Genomic DNA, 15,447 nt, shown 5'->3' with positions numbered 1-15,447 from the left:
CGGGAGCGTCCTTTCAACCATGATCCTTGCTACTGACATCGAGCTGCGCGCCGGTGCGCGTCTGCTGATCGAGAAGGCCACCTTCCGCGTCAACCCCGGCGACAAGATAGGACTAGTCGGCCGGAACGGCGCGGGCAAGACCACGTTGACCAAGGTGCTGGCGGGTGAGGGCCTGCCCGCCGCGGGCACGGTCACGACCACGGGCGCGGTGGGCTACCTGCCGCAGGACCCCCGCACGGGCGACCTGCAGGTGCTGGCGCGCGACCGCATCCTGTCGGCGCGCGGACTGGACGAGGTGCTGCGCAAGCTGCACCAGGCGGAGCTGGCCATGTCCTCGGCCGACGACAAGACCCGTGAGAAGGCCGTGCGCAAGTACGGCAGGCTCGAGGACCAGATGCACGTCCTGGGCGGCTACGCGGCCGAGGCGGAGGCGGCCTCGATCGCCTCCAGCCTGGGTCTGCCCGACCGGGTGCTGAAGCAGCCCCTCGAAACGCTCTCGGGCGGCCAGCGCAGGCGCGTGGAATTGGCACGCATTCTTTTCAGCGGAGCGGAAACTCTCCTTCTCGACGAGCCGACAAACCACCTTGATGCCGACTCAATCGGGTGGCTTCGTGATTTTTTGCGATCACATCAGGGCGGGTTGGTGATCATCAGTCACGACGTCGGTCTTCTTGAAGCGACGGTCAACAAGGTCCTCCACCTCGACGCCAACCGCTGCGTGATCGACCACTACAACGTCGGCTGGAAGGCCTATCTGGACCAGCGCGAGACCGACGAGAAGCGGCGCAAGCGCGAGCGCGCCAACGCCGAGAAGCAGGCGGGCGCGCTGCTGGCGCAGGCCGACAAGATGCGCGCCAAGGCCACCAAGGCCAAGGCCGCCCAGGACATGATGCGCCGCGCCAACCGCCTGCTGGCCGGCACCGAGGAGGAGCGCCAGAGCGACAAGGTCGCCAAGCTGCGCTTTCCCGACCCCGCCCCGTGCGGCAGGACGCCGCTGCAGGCGGTGGACCTGTCGAAGTCCTATGGCTCGCTGGAGGTGTTCACCGACGTCGACGTGGCCATCGACCGTGGTCACCGGGTCGTCATCCTCGGCCTGAACGGCGCCGGCAAGACCACGCTGCTGCGCATACTCGGCGGCATCGAGTCCCCCGACACGGGCGAGATCCGCCCAGGTCACGGCCTCAAGATCGGCTACTACGCCCAGGAGCACGAGACCCTGGAGTCCGATCGCACCCTCCTGGAGAACATGCGCTCGGCCGGAGGGGAGTTCACCGACACCGAGCTGAGAAAGGTCCTCGGATCTTTCCTGTTCACCGGCGACGACGTCGACAAGCCGGCGGGGGTGCTGTCAGGAGGCGAGAAGACCCGCCTCGCCCTTGCCCTGCTGGTGTTGTCGAGCGCCAACGTCCTCCTCCTGGACGAGCCCACCAACAACCTCGACCCGGTCTCCAGGGAGCAAGTCCTCAGCGCTTTGAGGTCGTATTCAGGAGCAATCGTCCTGGTTACCCATGACGAGGGTGCCGTTGATGCGCTTTCACCGGATAGGGTGATCTTGCTACCAGACGGAACTGAAGACGCGTGGAGCGAGGAATTTTCCGATCTTGTGGCACTCGCCTGATCTGAATTTGAGTGGGTACGGATCTTTTCCCGTGGAGTAGGTAGCCGATCCCGCTGAAATGACTGATCATGGCGGTGTAACGCTGCGGAAGTCTGGCACTACAGGAGGTACTCGTGGCCGAGACTCTGAAGAAAGGCACCCGGGTGACCGGGGCCGACCGCGACAAGCTGGCCGGTGATCTCAAGAAGCGCTACGCCGCGGGTGAGAGCATCCGCGCCCTGGCCGCTTCGACCGGTCGCTCCTACGGGTTCATCCACCGCATCCTCAGCGAGTCCGGAGTGACTCTGCGCGGGCGCGGCGGGGCGACCCGAGGCAAGTCCAAGCGCTAAGGCCGCCTCGGAACGTAGCGACCGCAGCCGCTTCGTCTCCAGTCGACCGGCCGTCGCGCCCGGGTCAGAATCTTATTCTGTAAGCTCGGGCGCGACGGCACAGCGACGGATGGAGCGAGGCGATGGCGGACGCGAAGGCGCCTTATCAGCGCGGGGGGAGTGCGGAGGACGCCTCTTTGGAGGAGGCGGGCCTGCGCTTCGAGGTGGACGGTGAGATCGCCACGATCACGCTCGCACGACCGGAAAAACGCAACGCACAAACGTTCGCGACCTGGTCGGCACTGGCCGGCATCGGCGAAAGCCTGCCGGAGCGGGTACGCGTCGTCGTGGTGAGAGGTGAGGGACCGTCCTTCTCGGCAGGGATCGACCTACGCATGTTCACCCCTGAGGGGGTTCCGGGACAGGGCTCGTTCAGCTCTGTGGCCCGGCAGGATCAGGACACGTTCGACAAGGGGATCGAACGAGCACAGCAGGGTTTCCTGTGGTTGCGCCGACCGGAGATCGTCTCGATCGCGGCCGTTCAGGGTCATGCGATCGGCGCCGGATTCCAGCTTGCGCTCGCCTGCGATCTGCGGATCGTGGCTGAAGACGTCAAGTTCTGCATGAAGGAGCCCGCACTGGGCCTGGTCCCCGACCTGACCGGCACCAAGCCGCTGGTCGAGCTCGTGGGCCTCGCCAAGGCGAAGGACCTGTGCCTGACCGCCCGCGTCGTCGGGGCGGAGGAGGCCTACCGCATCGGCCTGGCGGAACGGGTCGTCGAGCCCGGTGAGCTGGCGAAAGCCGTACAGGAGAAGGCCGCGGAGGTGCTGTCCACCAACCGGGACGCGGCCGCGGCGACCAAGCGTCTCCTCCAGGGGGCGCCGCAGCGCACCCTGGAGGAGCAGAGCGCCGCCGAGCGGACCGAGCAGGCGGCGAGGATCCGGGCGTTGTTCGCCGGGAGCTGAGAGGGGAACAGCCGCCCGTGCCGGCGTGCTGACCAGACAATGGCGATGATGGGGGGCGGGTTCGGCCCGCAGGTGATGCGCTCGCTGCGTCGTGACGAGTCGGTCATGGACCAGCGGCTCACGCCTGGCACCGTGCGGCGGATCGCCTCCTACGCGGGGCCGTACAGGAAGCAGATCACCGCGTTCCTGCTGCTGGTGGTGGCGGGCGCGGTGATCGTGGTCGCCAACCCGCTGCTCATGAAGGCCATCATCGACGACGGCATCCTGCCCAAGCAGCCGGGCGTGGTGGTCGCGCTGGCGGTGTCGATCGCCGCGCTCGCCCTGCTCGACGCCGGGCTGACGCTTGCCCAGCGGTGGTTCTCCGCGCGCGTCGGCGAGGGCCTCATCTACAACCTGCGCACCGAGGTCTTCGACCACGTGCAACGCATGCCGGTGGCCTTCTTCATGCGTGCCCAGACCGGCGCGCTGGTCTCCCGGCTCAACACCGACGTGATCGGCGCCCAGCGCGCCCTGACGAGCACGCTGTCGTCGGTGGTGTCCAACGTCATCAGCCTCGTCCTCGTGCTCGGCGCCATGCTCGCGCTCTCCTGGCAGGTCACGCTGGTCGCGCTGGTGCTGCTGCCGATCTTCATCGTGCCCGCCAAGTGGGTGGGCCGCCGCATGTCGGTGCTGACGCGCGAGCAGATGCAGCTCGACGCCGAGATGAGCTCGGTGATGACCGAGCGCTTCAACGTGGCGGGCGCGATGGTCGCCAAGCTGTACGGCCGGCCGCACGAGGAGACCGAGCTGTTCGGCAAGAGAGCGGCCAGGGTGCGCGACGTCGGCGTCACCGTGGGCATGTACGGCACGGTGTTCCGGGTCGCGCTCGGCCTGGTCGCGGCCCTGGCCACCGCGCTGGTCTACGGCATCGGCGGCGTCCTGGCCACCCGCGACGTCTTCGAGCTCGGCACGCTGGTGGCCCTGGCCGCCCTGCTCATGCGCCTGTACGGCCCGCTGACCTCGCTGTCCAACGTGCACGTGGACGTGATGACGGCACTGGTCAGCTTCGACCGGGTCTTCGAGGTGCTCGACCTCAAGCCCATGGTTGCCGAGAAGCCGGACGCCAGGCCGCTGCCCGGCGGGCCGGTCACGATCACCTTCGACGACGTGCACTTCCGCTACCCGGCGGCCGAGGAGGTCTCGCTGGCCTCCCTGGAGTCGGTCGCCCGCCAGGACACCGGCCCGTCGCACCCGGTGCTCAAGGGCGTGTCCTTCACCGCGGAACCGGGCCAGCTCGTCGCGCTGGTCGGCCCCTCGGGCGCGGGCAAGACCACGATCACCTCGCTGGTCTCGCGCCTGTACGACGTGAACGAGGGCGCGGTGCGGATCAACGGCGTCGACGTGCGCGAGGCCACGCTGGCCTCGCTCAACGAGACCGTCGGCGTCGTCATGCAGGACGCGCACCTCTTCCACGACACCATCGGCGCCAACCTCCGCTACGCCAGGCCGGACGCCACCGAGGAGGAGATCTGGGAGGCGCTGCGCGCGGCGCAGATCGCCGACCTGGTCGAGGCGCTGCCCGAGCGGCTCGACACCGTCGTGGGCGATCGGGGCTACCGGCTGTCAGGCGGCGAGAAGCAGCGGCTGGCGCTGGCCAGGCTGCTGCTGAAGGCGCCGCGCGTGGTCGTGCTGGACGAGGCCACCGCCCACCTCGACTCCGAGTCGGAGGCCGCGGTGCAGCAGGCGCTGAAGACGGCGCTGGCCGGGCGTACGTCGCTGGTCATCGCCCACCGGCTGTCGACGATCCGCGAGGCCGACACGATCCTCGTCGTCCAGGACGGCCGCATCGCCGAGCGGGGCGGGCACGACGAACTGCTGGAGCGCGGCGGGCTGTACGCCGAGCTCTACCGCACCCAGTTCAGCTCGACAGGTAGCCCAAGCGCGTGAGCTCCTGCCTGGCGACCTTCTCCACCAGCGCCAGGTCGTCGGGACGCAGCCCGGAGCGCCAGGCGCCGACCTCGGGGACGCGCCGGCCGTACAGGGCGACCTTGGACACGCGCGTCTCCAGAAACTCCGACACCGACGCGACCGTCTGCGCGGGCCGCAGCACGAGGTCCTCGAAGCGCAGCGTGAGCAACTGCTCGGCGGGCAGGTCGCGGTGCAGGGAGGCGCTGAGGCGCACGGCGCTGCGCCAGCGCAGCGCCGACTTGCCCGCGACCGGCATGTCCTTCCAGCGCTCGCGGTGCTCGTCGCGGTTGATCCCCAGGAACGTGTTCGGGAACTCGGTGCCCTCGGCCAGCATGGCAGGGCGGAACCAGGCCAGGCAGTCCGGGTCGGCCAGCATGTCCGCCGCCACGTCGCGGCCGTCGCGGATGAGCTGCAGGAACCGGGCGTCGGGGAAGGCCTGCCGCAGCACCGGCGCGCTGTAGAGCAGGTCGGGGCTGGCGTCGCCGAAGCGGGTCACGGTGTTGGTGGCCACGCAGGGTCCCAGCCCGGTCACGCCGCCGGCCTCGCGGCAGGTCTCCGGGCACTGCCCGCACGAGGCGCGCAGCACCTGCCACGCCTCGGCCAGCGAGTCGCGCAGCACGCGGACCGCGCCGGGGCCGCCGGCGATGGACGGTTTGCGGGCGAAGGCGTAGACCACGTGGGCCACGCATGCCCGGCCCATCGTCACGTGGAAGCCCGGGGACCGTTTCAGCGCGCGGGCCAGCAGATCCGTACCCGAATGCGGCGCTCCGAGCAGGAACACCGGGCGGCGGACCTTGATGCCGTTGACCACGAGGATGTGAGGCGGAAGTCGCATACGGCATCCAAGTGTGACACCGTTTGCCAGGTGAGCGAGCCAATGTCGGTGACCGTCCTGACCGGTGCGGGAATCTCCACGGACTCCGGGATTCCCGACTTCCGCGGACCCCAGGGAGTCTGGACGAAGGACCCCGCGGCTCAGGAGCTTTACACCATCGACAACTACCTGGCCGACCCCGGCGTACGGCGCCGCGCGTGGCTCGGCAGGCTTGAGCACGCCGCCTGGGACGCCAGTCCCAACGACGGCCACGCCGCCCTCGTCGAGCTGGAGCGCGCCGGCCTGCTGCGCGCCCTGATCACCCAGAACATCGACGAGCTGCACCAGCGCGCGGGCAGCTCGCCGGAGAAGGTCCTCGAACTGCACGGCACGCTCTTCCACGTCGTCTGCATGTCCTGCGGGCTGCGCACGCCCATGCACGAGGTGCTCGACCGGGTCGAGGCGGGCGAGCAGGACCCGCCGTGCCCGGAGTGCGGCGGCGTCCAGAAGGCCGACACGATCTCCTTCGGCCAGTCGCTCAAGCCGCTCGTCCTGCGCGCGGCGCTGGACGCGGCCCGCTCGTGCGCGCTGTTCCTCGCCGTGGGCACGTCGCTGACCGTGCACCCGGCGGCCGGGTTGTGCGGGGAGGCCGTCGACGCCGGCGCCCGCCTGGTCGTCATGAACGCCGAGCCCACCCCTTATGACGAGTTCGCCCACCAGGTCATCCGCGAGCCGATAGGACAGGCGCTGCCCGCCCTGGTGAAGGAGCTGGTCGATGCGGCCGGGTGACACCGTCGCCGTCGTCTCCCCCTCGGGGCCGCCCGACCCGGTGCGGCTCGCGCGCGGGGTGGCGCTGCTCGAAGGGCTCGGCGCGCGGGTCGTGACGGGCGCGCACGTCACGGCGCGGCAGGGCCTGCCGTACCTGGCCGGCTCCGACGCCGCGCGCGCCGCCGACCTCCAGGCCGCCTGGTGCGATCCGGCCGTCACCACGGTGTTCTGCTCCAGGGGAGGGTACGGCGCGGCCAGGGTCCTGGACCTGCTCGACTGGGCGGCCATGCGGGCCGCCGGGCCGAAGACGCTCGTGGGGTCGAGCGACGTGACGGCGCTGCACCACGCGTTCCGGGTGGAGCTGGGGGTGGCGACGCTGCACGGGCCGATGCCGGCCTGCACGACGATCTCCGACGAGGGCGGGCCGGAGCCGGCCACGTGGGCGTCGCTGACCGGGGCGCTGAAGGGCGAGCCGTGGTCGGTGGCGGGCACGTCGATGCTGACCCGGACGCCGCCCGGCACGCAGGTCGAGGGGCCGGTGGCCGGGGGGAATCTGTCGGTGCTGGCGTCGTTGTGCGGAACCCGGTGGCAGCCGCGCTTTACCGGAAATATCGTGTTTTTGGAGGATGTGGGAGAGGCGCCTTACCGGATCGACCGGATGCTCACGCAACTCCTGCTGGCAGGGGCCTTCGAAGGAGTGCTCGGCTTTGCGCTCGGCTCGTGGGAGGGCTGCGGCGATCCGTACCCGGTCCTGCGGGAGCGGTTGCTGCCGCTCGGCGTCCCCGTGCTGGCCGGGCTTCCCGTCGGGCACGGCACCCCGCAGCTCAGCATCTGGCTTGGTGCGCTTGGTGCTATCGATACCGAATCGTGCTCGCTGGCTGGTCGGTTCAGCGACGTCGGCACGGCAAGGTAGGAGAAACACGCAGGGACGAAACCGGCATGAGGGGATAGAGCGCGTGAAATTCTTCAGGCGTGAGCCGTCCCGCCGCCGCCCTGAGGACGTGGACCTCGATTCGCTTCTCGCCCTCGTGGCGGACTCGCTGGGCTACGCGTGCGACTTCGCCGCCGACGGCGCCTCCCTGACCCTGACGCCCGCCGAGGCGACGGGGTACCTGGACGCCCGGCCGCCGCGCGAGGGACGCATCCTGGTCCGCCTGACCGGCCTGCGCAGGGAGGCCGGACGCCGGCCGCGCGAGGACTGGCCCACGCTCGTCTCCGAGCACCTCGCCAACGCGGTCTCCGGCGATCTGGTCGACTTCTGCGACCTGGACCAGGTACGCCCGCTGCTGCGTACCCGGGTGGAGTCCGTGGACGCCGTCGAGGACCTGACCCGCGTCGTCGGCCGCCACCTGAACGGCGACCTGGTGGAACTGCTGAGCGTCGGCCCGCGCCTGATCCGTCCCGAGGAGGCCGGGTGCTGGCCGCTGCCCTCGGCCAAGGCGATCGAGCTGGCCACCTGGAACGTGCGCGAGGACGAGCGGCTGACCGTCGAGTCGATCGACCTGTCCGGCACGCCCGTCACCCGCCTGACCGGCCCCTCGCCGACCGCCCCGACGCACCTGCGCTGGCTGCCCGACTACCTGGCCGTGCCGAGGGACGGGGTGCTGGTGGTGCTGCCCGACCCGTACACGATGCTGGTGCACCCGGTCGACGGCCTCGGCGTCGTGCGCGCCATCGAACGGCTGCGCCTGCACGCCGCCAGGACCGACGGGCTGAGCGACCAGGTGTACTGGTGGAACGAGGGCCGCCTGACCCACCTGCGGGCCGACATCGTGCTGCACGAGGGCCACGCCCGCCTCGTGGTCACCCCGCCCCCGGACTTCGCCCAGGTCCTCGCCCGCCTCGCCGTCTGACCCCGCCCGGATGTCTGAATCCCGCCTGGCCGTCTGAAGCCTAGCCCTCTACTGTTTTTCCGGCGTCTCGGCGCTCCGATCCCTTAATTTCCTACCAAATGTGTGGGATAGTGCGAGGGTGAGCCACGAGCGGACCACTCCTCTGAACGCGGCCATCCTGGCCGGACGCTGGATCAGGTCGGCGGGGGCCGCCCACGGGCAGGGGCGGCGCTGGCAGGCCAACCCGGACCACCGCGGCCGCGCCGCCGTGGGCTCGGAACCGGCCTCCCTGTACGCGGGCGCCGCCGGCATCGTGCTGTTCTTCCTCGACCTGGCCGCCGCCACCGGCCACGAGGCGTACCTGGAGGAGGCCCGCCAGGGCGCCCGCTACCTGGCCGGCACGTGGCGCGAGCAGCGGGACCTCACGCTCTACCACGGCCTGGCCGGGACGGTGTTCGCGCTCACCGAGGCCGGATGGGTGCTGGGGGAGGAGCGGCTGGAGGACGAGGCGCGCGCCGCGGCCGCCCACATCGTCTCCATGGCCCGCCCCATGACGGGCGGCCCCGGCTGGTCGAACGAGCCCGCCCAGCGCGGCGACGGCGGGATCGTGCTCGGCCTCCTGCGCGCCGCCGCCATGCTCGGCCTGCCCGAGGTCGAGCAGGCGGCACTGGAGGCGGGCGGGCGCATCGCCAGGCTCGCGGTGCCGGGGCACCAGTTCGGCGACTGCCCCGGCATCCCCGTCGACGCGGTCACGCCCGGCTTCTACGCCGGTACGGCCGGCACCGCCTTCCTCCTGGCCCGCCTGTACGGCGTCACCGGCGACGAGGACTTCCTCACCGCGGCCCGGCGGGGAGCGGGGTTCGTCAGGTCGGTGGCCCAGGTGACGGGCCACGCCGCGTACGTGCCGCACCACGTGCCCCACGGGCGTGGGCTGCACTACCTCGGCTACTGCTCGGGCTCGGCGGGCGTGGCCCGGATGTTCTACGAGCTCTACCGCGTGGCCGGCGACCCGGGCGACCTGGACTGGACCGAGCGCCTGGCCGCGGGGATCATCGCGAGCGGCGTGCCGTACCAGCAGACCGACGGCTACTGGAACTCCGCCTGCCAGTGCTGCGGGACGGCCGGGCTGGTGGAGCTGTTCGTGGGGCTCTGGGCGGCCACGGGGCGCGAGCCGTACCGGGAGTTCGCGCGCACGCTCGCCGAGCACCTCATCGGCCGGGCGACCGGGCACGACGGCCGGGGCCACCGCTGGTACCAGGCCTACCGGCGGCTGCGGCCGGGCGAGGTGAGCGCGGACACCGGCTACATGGTCGGGGCCGCGGGCATCGGGGCGGCGCTGCTGCACCTGGACGCGGCCGAGCAGGAGGGCGAGACGCGCCGGGTCATCCTGACGCCCGACAACCCCTTCCCGTCGATCCCCTCGCCCGCCTTCTCGCACTGACGACGGGCGCCATCCCGCATGACCCGGTACGGCCGCGCCGCCGCGGCGGCCGTGCCGTCATGCGGTGGGGAGCACGCGGCGGGCAGGCCGTCACGCGGTGTCGTCACGCGGTGCTGTCAGGGGGTGGGGCGGGGGCGGGACAGGGCGCGGGCGGCGTGGACGAGGGGCACGTGGCTGAAGGCCTGCGGGAAGTTGCCGACCAGCCGGGCGTAGCGCGGGTCGTACTCCTCGGCCAGCAGCCCCAGGTCGTTGCGGAGCTCCAGCAGGCGGCCGAACAGCTCGTCCGCCTCCTCCATGCGTCCCTGCAACGCCATCACCTCGACCAGCCAGAAGCTGCACGCCAGGAACGCGCCCTCGGCCCCGGCCAGGCCGTCGACGTCGTTGTCGGTGGCCACGGGGTAGCGCAGCACGAACCCGTCGGACAGCAGTTCCTTCTCGATCGCCGCCACCGTGCCCGCCACGCGCGGGTCGTCGACGGGCAGGAAGCCGACCAGCGGGATGAGCAGCAGTGCCGCGTCCAGCTCCGCCGAGCCGTAGGACTGGGTGAAGGTGTTGCGCACCGGGTCGAAGCCCTTGTCGCAGATCTCGTCGTGGATCGAGGCGCGCAGCCGCTTCCAGTGGTCGACCGGTCCGGTGCGGCCGAACTCCTCGACGTAGCGGACCGCGCGGTCCAGGGCCACCCAGCACATGATCTTGGAGTGGGTGAAGTGGCGGCGCGGGCCGCGTACCTCCCACAGGCCCTCGTCCGGCTCGTCCCAGTGCTCCTCGACGTAGGCCAGGAGCTCGCGCTGGATCGCCCAGGCCCGGTCGTCGGCGCCCAGGCCCATCTTCCTGGCGATGAACAGGCAGTTCATCACCTCGCCGTAGACGTCGAGCTGGAGCTGGTTGACGGCGTTGTTGCCGATGCGGACCGGGCGGGAGTCCTCGTAGCCGTCCAGCCAGCTCAGCTCCAGTTCGGGCAGGCGGCGCTCGCCGGCCACGCCGTACATGATCTGGAGGTCCTGGGGGCGGCCGGCGATCGCGCGCAGGAGCCACGAGCGCCACTCGCCGGCCTCCTCGATGTAGCCGGAGCTGATGAGCGCCTCAAGGGTGAGGGTGGCGTCGCGCAGCCAGCAGAAGCGGTAGTCCCAGTTGCGCACGCCGCCGAGGTCCTCGGGCAGCGAGGTGGTGGGGGCGGCCACGATGCCGCCGGTGGGGGCGTAGGTGAGCGCCTTCAGCGTGATCAGCGAGCGGACGACGGCGTCGCGGTGGGGGCCCTGGTAGGTGCAGCGGGCCACCCACTCCGCCCACATGGCCTCGGTCTCGGCGAGCTGGCCCTCGGCGGAGATCTGCGGGGGCATCGGCTCGTGCGAGGGGTGCCAGGTGAAGACGAACGGCAGCCGCTGGCCCTCTCGCACGGTGAAGGTGCACCGGTGCGCGTAGTCGCCGCCCTTGAGCGGGACGGGGGCGTGCAGCCAGACCGAGTCCGGGCCACCGATCGCCTGCAGGTGGCCGTCACTGCGGCGTACCCACGGCACGATGCGGCCGTAGTCGAAGCGGACGCGTACCTGCGCGGAGACCTCAACCTCGCCGCTGACGCCCTCGACGATGCGGACGACGTCGGGGTTCTTGTCACGCGGCGGCATGAAGTCGATGATGCGCACGGTGCCCGTCGGGGTGTCCCACTCGCTCTCCAGGATGAGCGTGTCGGGGCGGTAGCGGCGCCGGTCGGCCGGTCTCCTGCCGGTGGGGCCGATCCACCAGTGCCCGTGGCGCTCGCCGCCGAGCAGCGCCGAGAAGCACGACGGCGAGTCGAACCTCGGCAGGCAGAGCCAGTCGATGGAGCCGTCGCGGCCCACCAGGGCCGCCGACTGCATGTCTCCGATCATGGAGTAGTCCTCGATCCGCATGGGACGACGCTACCCGTGTTCGGGGTGGTCCCGTGGAAGCCATCGATCATGTCGCGTCATGTCCGCGGCTTCCACGGGATGTCAGGGTCCTTCCCTCGTGAGCGGGAACCAACGGGTGAACATCTGCGTGAGTGGTCCGATGGCGAGGGCGAAGACGAGGGTGCCGAGGCCGAGCGTGCCGCCGAGCAGCCAGCCGACGCCGAGCGCGGTGATCTCGATGAGGAAGCGGCCGAGCCGTACCGAAAGGCCGAGGCGCATGAGGCCGGTCATGATGCCGTCGCGCGGGCCTGGGCCGAGGCCGGCGCTGATGTACAGGGCCGTGGCCAGGGCGATGGCGACGACGGCGGTCAGCAGGTACGTCCAGCTCAGGGCCCAGTGGCCGGGGGTGGGCAGCAGCCAGATCGCGGCGTCGGCGAACAGGCCGAGGAAGACCACGTTGCTGATCGTGCCGACGCCGGGCCGCTGCTTCAGCGGGATCCACAGCAGCATCACGAGCGCGCCGACCGCGATGATGACCGTGCCGATGGTCAGGCCCGTCCTGATGGCCACGCCCTGGTGGAAGACGTCCCACGGGCTGTTGCCCACGCCGGACTCGACCTGGAGGCCGATGCCGAGGCCGTACAGGGCCAGACCGCCGTAGAGGCGCAGGAGGCGGGAGGGAAGGGAACCCACAGTAGGGACGGACATTTCGCTCATAGTGGTCTTATGGTGGCAGGGGATTGGCTTGCATCAAAGGGCCAATCATGAAAAGTGGCCTTATGAGGTTTCTGAGTGCGGCGCAGGTCGCGCGGCTGGTCGCGGTGCCGCGGGAGGCCAGGCCCTACTACCGGGAGCTGGCCGGCGCGGTGCGGGCGCGCATCCTGGACGGCCAGATCCCCGTACGCGTGCGCATGCCCGCCGAGCGCCACCTGGCCGAGCAACTACGGGTCAGCCGCACCACCGTGACCTCGGCCTACGACCTGCTCCGCGAGCAGGGCTACCTGGACAGCCGTCAGGGTTCGGGAAGCTGGACGGTGCTGCCCGACCCGGCCGTCACCGTGGACAACCCGTGGCTGAGCGACAGCGGCGACGGGCTCCTGCAACTGCACTGCGCCGCCCCCTCGGCCTCCTCGCACCTGCGCGAGGCCATGCTGGAGGCGGTCGAGGACGTGCCCCGCTACGGCATGGGCAACGGCTACGACCCGATGGGCCTGGCGGTGCTGCGCGAGCGCATCGCCGCCCACTACGGCGCGCGCGGCCTGTCCACCCGGCCCGAGCAGATCCTCGTCACCACCGGCTCCCAGCACGCCATCCAGCTCGTCATGGGACTGCTCGTCGGCTCCGGCGACACCGTGCTCGTCGAGTCGCCCACCTACCCGCACTCCATCGACGCCGCCCGCCAGCGCGGCGCCAGGATCGCGCCGGTCGGCATCACCCACGCGGGCTGGCAGGCCGACCTCGTCGCGGGCGCGATGCGGCAGTCGGCGGCCAGGCTCGCCTACCTGATGCCCGACTTCCAGAACCCCACCGGGGCGCTCATGGACGACGCCACCCGGGCGGCGGTCGTGGGGGCGGCCCGCCGTACCGACACCATGCTGCTCATCGACGAGACCTGGGCGGAGCTGGCGATGGAGGAGGTGCCGGGCACCGCGCCGATGGCCGCCTTCGACACCGACAGCCGCGTGATCACGATCGGGTCGGCGTCCAAGCTGTGGTGGGGCGGGCTGCGCATCGGCTGGATCCGCAGCACCGAGGCGCTCACCCGCCGCCTGGCCGTGCACCGGGCGGCCGTCGACATCGCCAGCCCGGTGCTGGAGCAACTGGTGGTGGCGCGCTTGTTCGACCGGATGGAGGAGACGCGCGCCGAGCGCCGCCGCACGCTGCGCGCCTCGCGCGACGCGCTCGTCGCCGCGCTGCGCGAGCACCTGCCGGACTGGAGCTTCACCGTCCCGCGCGGCGGCGGCACCCTCTGGGTACGGCTGCCGCGCGGCGGAGCCGTCGCCCTGGCCGAGGCAGCGGCCACCCACGGGCTGCGGCTGGCGCCCGGTCCCTGGTTCGGCCTGGAGGGGACGCTGGAGTCCTACATCCGCCTGCCGTACACGCAGCCTCCGGCGGTGCTGGCCGAGGCGGTGCGCCTGCTCGCCGCCGCCGACGCCCGCGGCCCGGTCGGTCCCCGCCCGGCCGAGACGCTCATCCCGATGGTGTGAGAACGCGAGAACGCCCGGCCCCTCGGGACAAGAGGGCCGGGCGTTCCGATTCGCGCTCGTCAGTGACGGACGACCTTCACCCAGTCGGTCGCGGCAGAGCCCTCGAGGTACCTGCTGCCCTCGAAGACCGCCTTCCACGTGCCCGACGTCCAGGCGCGGGCCGAGGTGTGGAAGTAGCCGCCGCGGTCCGTGCGGACCGTGTCGACGTAGTGCCAGCGGCCGGAGTAGTTCGGCTTGAAGAGGATCGTGATCCGCTTGCCGCCGAGCCAGTACCAGCTGCCCTCACGGCAGTGGTCGGCGTTGAACACCTGCACGTAACCGTTGATGTAGTCATCGTCGCACTGCACGGAGAGCTTGCCCTCGAGGTCCAGCCTCGAGCCCTTCCATACCGGCTCCGGGTTGGCGTCGAACGACAGGCGGGTGTTGCCGCCGTCGCCGTAGTCGCCGGTGTCGAAGCCGAGGCCGGGAGGTTCGGCCATGGCGGGAGTGGCGGTCGCCAGCACGGCGGTGCCGAGCGCGGCAGCAGCTGCCGCGGCCGCGAGACGTCGCTTCATCTAGAACTTCCTTCCCCGTTCGTAGACGTGAACCGGGACAGAACACGTCTACGGCAATGACGCGCCAAGGCAGGGAAAGGTTGTCTCAAAAACGATCACGATTCGGCAACGACCGTTAAACCAAAGGTCAAGGACGATCTCCGATGTGTTCGATCGAGGAGAGCTCCGCGGCGTAGTGACCGGTTCCGGGGAAGCGCGCCCGCCACTGCCCCCGCGCCGGGCCCAGCACCGTCTTGCCGAACTTGCCCAGCTCCGAGGTCGTCGCCACGGCCGCCTGCTTCCACGGGTCGCTGTCGTCGCGGCGGTGCAGGATCTCCATGCGCTGGTTGCCGAACGGGGAGTAGTCGGTGAAGCCCATCGGGTCCACTCGGGTCAGGACGCCGCGCAGCCGTACCGCCTTCATGCCGTCCACCTTGGTGGCCTGCACCGAGGTCAGGCGGGTCTCCTTGCGCAGCTTGAACGTCTTGTACGCGGTCACGCTCCGGCCGTCGGGGGCCGTCGCCGTGACGGCGATCGTCCAGGTGCCCGACGGGTAGTAGCGGGTCAGGCCCTTCTCGGGCAGGAAGCGCCAGGTCTGCCAGCCGTCGCCGCGCCGCATCGGCGCGGCCTGCTCGCCCTGCCACCGCGGAGCCTGCCCCGGTACGGCCAGCCCCGGCGCGGGCAGGGGAGCGGGCAGGGACGGAAGCGGCGAGGGCGGGACGGACGGCGCCACGGACGGCAGGACCGACGGCGCGGCGGAAGGCACGGCCGACGGAACCGGGGAAGGCGCCGGAGTAGGCGCGACGGAAGGCAGCGTGCTGGGCTTGGGCAGCGGCGGGGCCGGATCCACGGGCGGCGGATCCACCGGCGGCGGATCGACGGGCGGCGGGTCCACCGGCGGCGGGTCCGGTGGCGTGCCCGGGTCCACCCTGACGGTGACGCCGTCGCGGCCGTCCACTCCCTGGGCGACGACCTCGATGACGAGGCGGACCGATCCGGTGGCCCGGACCACCGGATCGGCCGGACGTATCGTGATTTCTCGGATGGCGGGCTCGCTCGCCGCGGTGGACACCGGCGCGGGCACCGTGAGGGCCCCCGCCGCGAGCGAAGCCAGAAGGACTCTACTGGTCATGATCAAGACGGTAG

14 protein-coding genes are annotated in these 15,447 nt (G+C 71.2%); 9 read left to right on the top strand and 5 right to left on the bottom strand.

The window, feature by feature from the left end; genetic code table 11:
- The first annotated feature begins 19 nt into the window (after positions 1–19).
- The 4 genes from ACIBEJ_RS38150 to ACIBEJ_RS38135 all read left to right on the top strand — a co-directional run bounded on the left by ACIBEJ_RS38150 (position 20) and on the right by ACIBEJ_RS38135 (position 4,817).
- On the top strand, positions 20–1,618 hold the full coding sequence (locus tag ACIBEJ_RS38150; RefSeq protein ID WP_397187803.1) for an ABC-F family ATP-binding cassette domain-containing protein: 1,599 nt from the start codon (positions 20–22) through the stop codon (positions 1,616–1,618).
- A gap of 113 nt (positions 1,619–1,731) precedes the next feature.
- On the top strand, positions 1,732–1,947 hold the full coding sequence (locus tag ACIBEJ_RS38145) for a helix-turn-helix domain-containing protein (RefSeq protein ID WP_157247547.1): 216 nt from the start codon (positions 1,732–1,734) through the stop codon (positions 1,945–1,947).
- A 122-nt stretch (positions 1,948–2,069) separates the two neighbouring features.
- On the top strand, positions 2,070–2,891 hold the full coding sequence (locus tag ACIBEJ_RS38140; RefSeq protein WP_397187802.1) for an enoyl-CoA hydratase/isomerase family protein: 822 nt from the start codon (positions 2,070–2,072) through the stop codon (positions 2,889–2,891).
- 39 nt (positions 2,892–2,930) lie between these two features.
- Positions 2,931–4,817 carry an ABC transporter ATP-binding protein gene (locus ACIBEJ_RS38135; RefSeq protein WP_397187801.1) on the top strand — a complete coding sequence of 629 codons (1,887 nt, stop codon included), beginning with the start codon at positions 2,931–2,933 and terminating at the stop codon, positions 4,815–4,817.
- Here the strand turns inward: ACIBEJ_RS38135 and ACIBEJ_RS38130 are convergent.
- A complete protein-coding gene (locus ACIBEJ_RS38130) occupies positions 4,789–5,673 on the bottom strand; it encodes a sulfotransferase family protein (protein WP_397187800.1) in 885 nt (294 codons plus the stop codon). The genes ACIBEJ_RS38135 and ACIBEJ_RS38130 overlap by 29 nt on opposite strands.
- Positions 5,674–5,715: 42 nt before the next feature.
- Here ACIBEJ_RS38130 and ACIBEJ_RS38125 point away from each other — a divergent pair, with 42 nt between their 5' ends.
- The 4 genes from ACIBEJ_RS38125 (at position 5,716) to ACIBEJ_RS38110 (ending at position 9,693) form a co-directional block, all read left to right on the top strand.
- The gene (locus ACIBEJ_RS38125) at positions 5,716–6,441 is read left to right on the top strand and encodes an SIR2 family NAD-dependent protein deacylase (RefSeq protein ID WP_397187907.1); all 726 of its coding nucleotides are present in this window, start codon (positions 5,716–5,718) and stop codon (positions 6,439–6,441) included.
- A complete protein-coding gene (locus ACIBEJ_RS38120; protein ID WP_397187799.1) occupies positions 6,428–7,333 on the top strand; it encodes an LD-carboxypeptidase in 906 nt (301 codons plus the stop codon). Before ACIBEJ_RS38125 ends, ACIBEJ_RS38120 begins: the two co-directional genes overlap by 14 nt.
- A 43-nt stretch (positions 7,334–7,376) precedes the next feature.
- On the top strand, positions 7,377–8,273 hold the full coding sequence (locus ACIBEJ_RS38115) for a hypothetical protein (RefSeq protein ID WP_397187798.1): 897 nt from the start codon (positions 7,377–7,379) through the stop codon (positions 8,271–8,273).
- A 118-nt stretch (positions 8,274–8,391) separates the two neighbouring features.
- Entirely contained in the window at positions 8,392–9,693 is a 1,302-nt protein-coding gene (locus ACIBEJ_RS38110; protein WP_397187797.1) for a lanthionine synthetase LanC family protein, read from the top strand.
- Between the two features lie 116 nt (positions 9,694–9,809).
- Here ACIBEJ_RS38110 and ACIBEJ_RS38105 read toward each other — a convergent pair whose 3' ends face one another.
- Together ACIBEJ_RS38105 and ACIBEJ_RS38100 are read right to left on the bottom strand one after the other, a co-directional pair.
- Complete coding sequence (locus ACIBEJ_RS38105) at positions 9,810–11,582, bottom strand: glycoside hydrolase family 15 protein (RefSeq protein ID WP_397187796.1); 1,773 nt, start codon at positions 11,580–11,582, stop codon at positions 9,810–9,812.
- Between the two features lie 81 nt (positions 11,583–11,663).
- Positions 11,664–12,269: a YitT family protein gene (locus tag ACIBEJ_RS38100; RefSeq protein ID WP_397187795.1), complete on the bottom strand. Its 606-nt coding sequence runs from the start codon at positions 12,267–12,269 to the stop codon at positions 11,664–11,666.
- A gap of 71 nt (positions 12,270–12,340) precedes the next feature.
- Between ACIBEJ_RS38100 and ACIBEJ_RS38095 the strand changes: the two genes are divergently transcribed.
- Positions 12,341–13,768 (top strand): PLP-dependent aminotransferase family protein, encoded by a 1,428-nt coding sequence (locus ACIBEJ_RS38095; RefSeq protein ID WP_397187794.1) that lies wholly within the window; start codon positions 12,341–12,343, stop codon positions 13,766–13,768.
- 59 nt (positions 13,769–13,827) lie between these two features.
- Here ACIBEJ_RS38095 and ACIBEJ_RS38090 read toward each other — a convergent pair whose 3' ends face one another.
- Both ACIBEJ_RS38090 and ACIBEJ_RS38085 read right to left on the bottom strand, forming a co-directional pair.
- A complete protein-coding gene (locus ACIBEJ_RS38090) occupies positions 13,828–14,322 on the bottom strand; it encodes a hypothetical protein (RefSeq protein ID WP_397187793.1) in 495 nt (164 codons plus the stop codon).
- A 127-nt stretch (positions 14,323–14,449) separates the two neighbouring features.
- A complete protein-coding gene (locus ACIBEJ_RS38085; protein ID WP_397187792.1) occupies positions 14,450–15,433 on the bottom strand; it encodes a hypothetical protein in 984 nt (327 codons plus the stop codon).
- Positions 15,434–15,447 lie beyond the last annotated feature (14 nt).

It is taken from the genome of Nonomuraea sp. NPDC050790 (assembly GCF_044456745.1).
Classification (GTDB): domain Bacteria; phylum Actinomycetota; class Actinomycetes; order Streptosporangiales; family Streptosporangiaceae; genus Nonomuraea.
This window is presented reverse-complemented; position numbering and strand designations above follow the sequence as displayed.

Coding starts and splice junctions, on each gene's coding strand:
- ACIBEJ_RS38150 (WP_397187803.1), top strand. CDS start 20: ATGATCCTTGCTACTGACATCGAGCTGCGCGCCGGTGCGCGTCTGCTG.
- ACIBEJ_RS38140 (WP_397187802.1), top strand. CDS start 2,070: ATGGCGGACGCGAAGGCGCCTTATCAGCGCGGGGGGAGTGCGGAGGAC.
- ACIBEJ_RS38135 (WP_397187801.1), top strand. CDS start 2,931: ATGGCGATGATGGGGGGCGGGTTCGGCCCGCAGGTGATGCGCTCGCTG.
- ACIBEJ_RS38130 (WP_397187800.1), bottom strand. CDS start 5,673: ATGCGACTTCCGCCTCACATCCTCGTGGTCAACGGCATCAAGGTCCGC.
- ACIBEJ_RS38125 (WP_397187907.1), top strand. CDS start 5,716: ATGTCGGTGACCGTCCTGACCGGTGCGGGAATCTCCACGGACTCCGGG.
- ACIBEJ_RS38120 (WP_397187799.1), top strand. CDS start 6,428: ATGCGGCCGGGTGACACCGTCGCCGTCGTCTCCCCCTCGGGGCCGCCC.
- ACIBEJ_RS38105 (WP_397187796.1), bottom strand. CDS start 11,582: ATGCGGATCGAGGACTACTCCATGATCGGAGACATGCAGTCGGCGGCC.
- ACIBEJ_RS38100 (WP_397187795.1), bottom strand. CDS start 12,269: ATGTCCGTCCCTACTGTGGGTTCCCTTCCCTCCCGCCTCCTGCGCCTC.
- ACIBEJ_RS38095 (WP_397187794.1), top strand. CDS start 12,341: ATGAGGTTTCTGAGTGCGGCGCAGGTCGCGCGGCTGGTCGCGGTGCCG.
- ACIBEJ_RS38090 (WP_397187793.1), bottom strand. CDS start 14,322: ATGAAGCGACGTCTCGCGGCCGCGGCAGCTGCTGCCGCGCTCGGCACC.
- ACIBEJ_RS38085 (WP_397187792.1), bottom strand. CDS start 15,433: ATGACCAGTAGAGTCCTTCTGGCTTCGCTCGCGGCGGGGGCCCTCACG.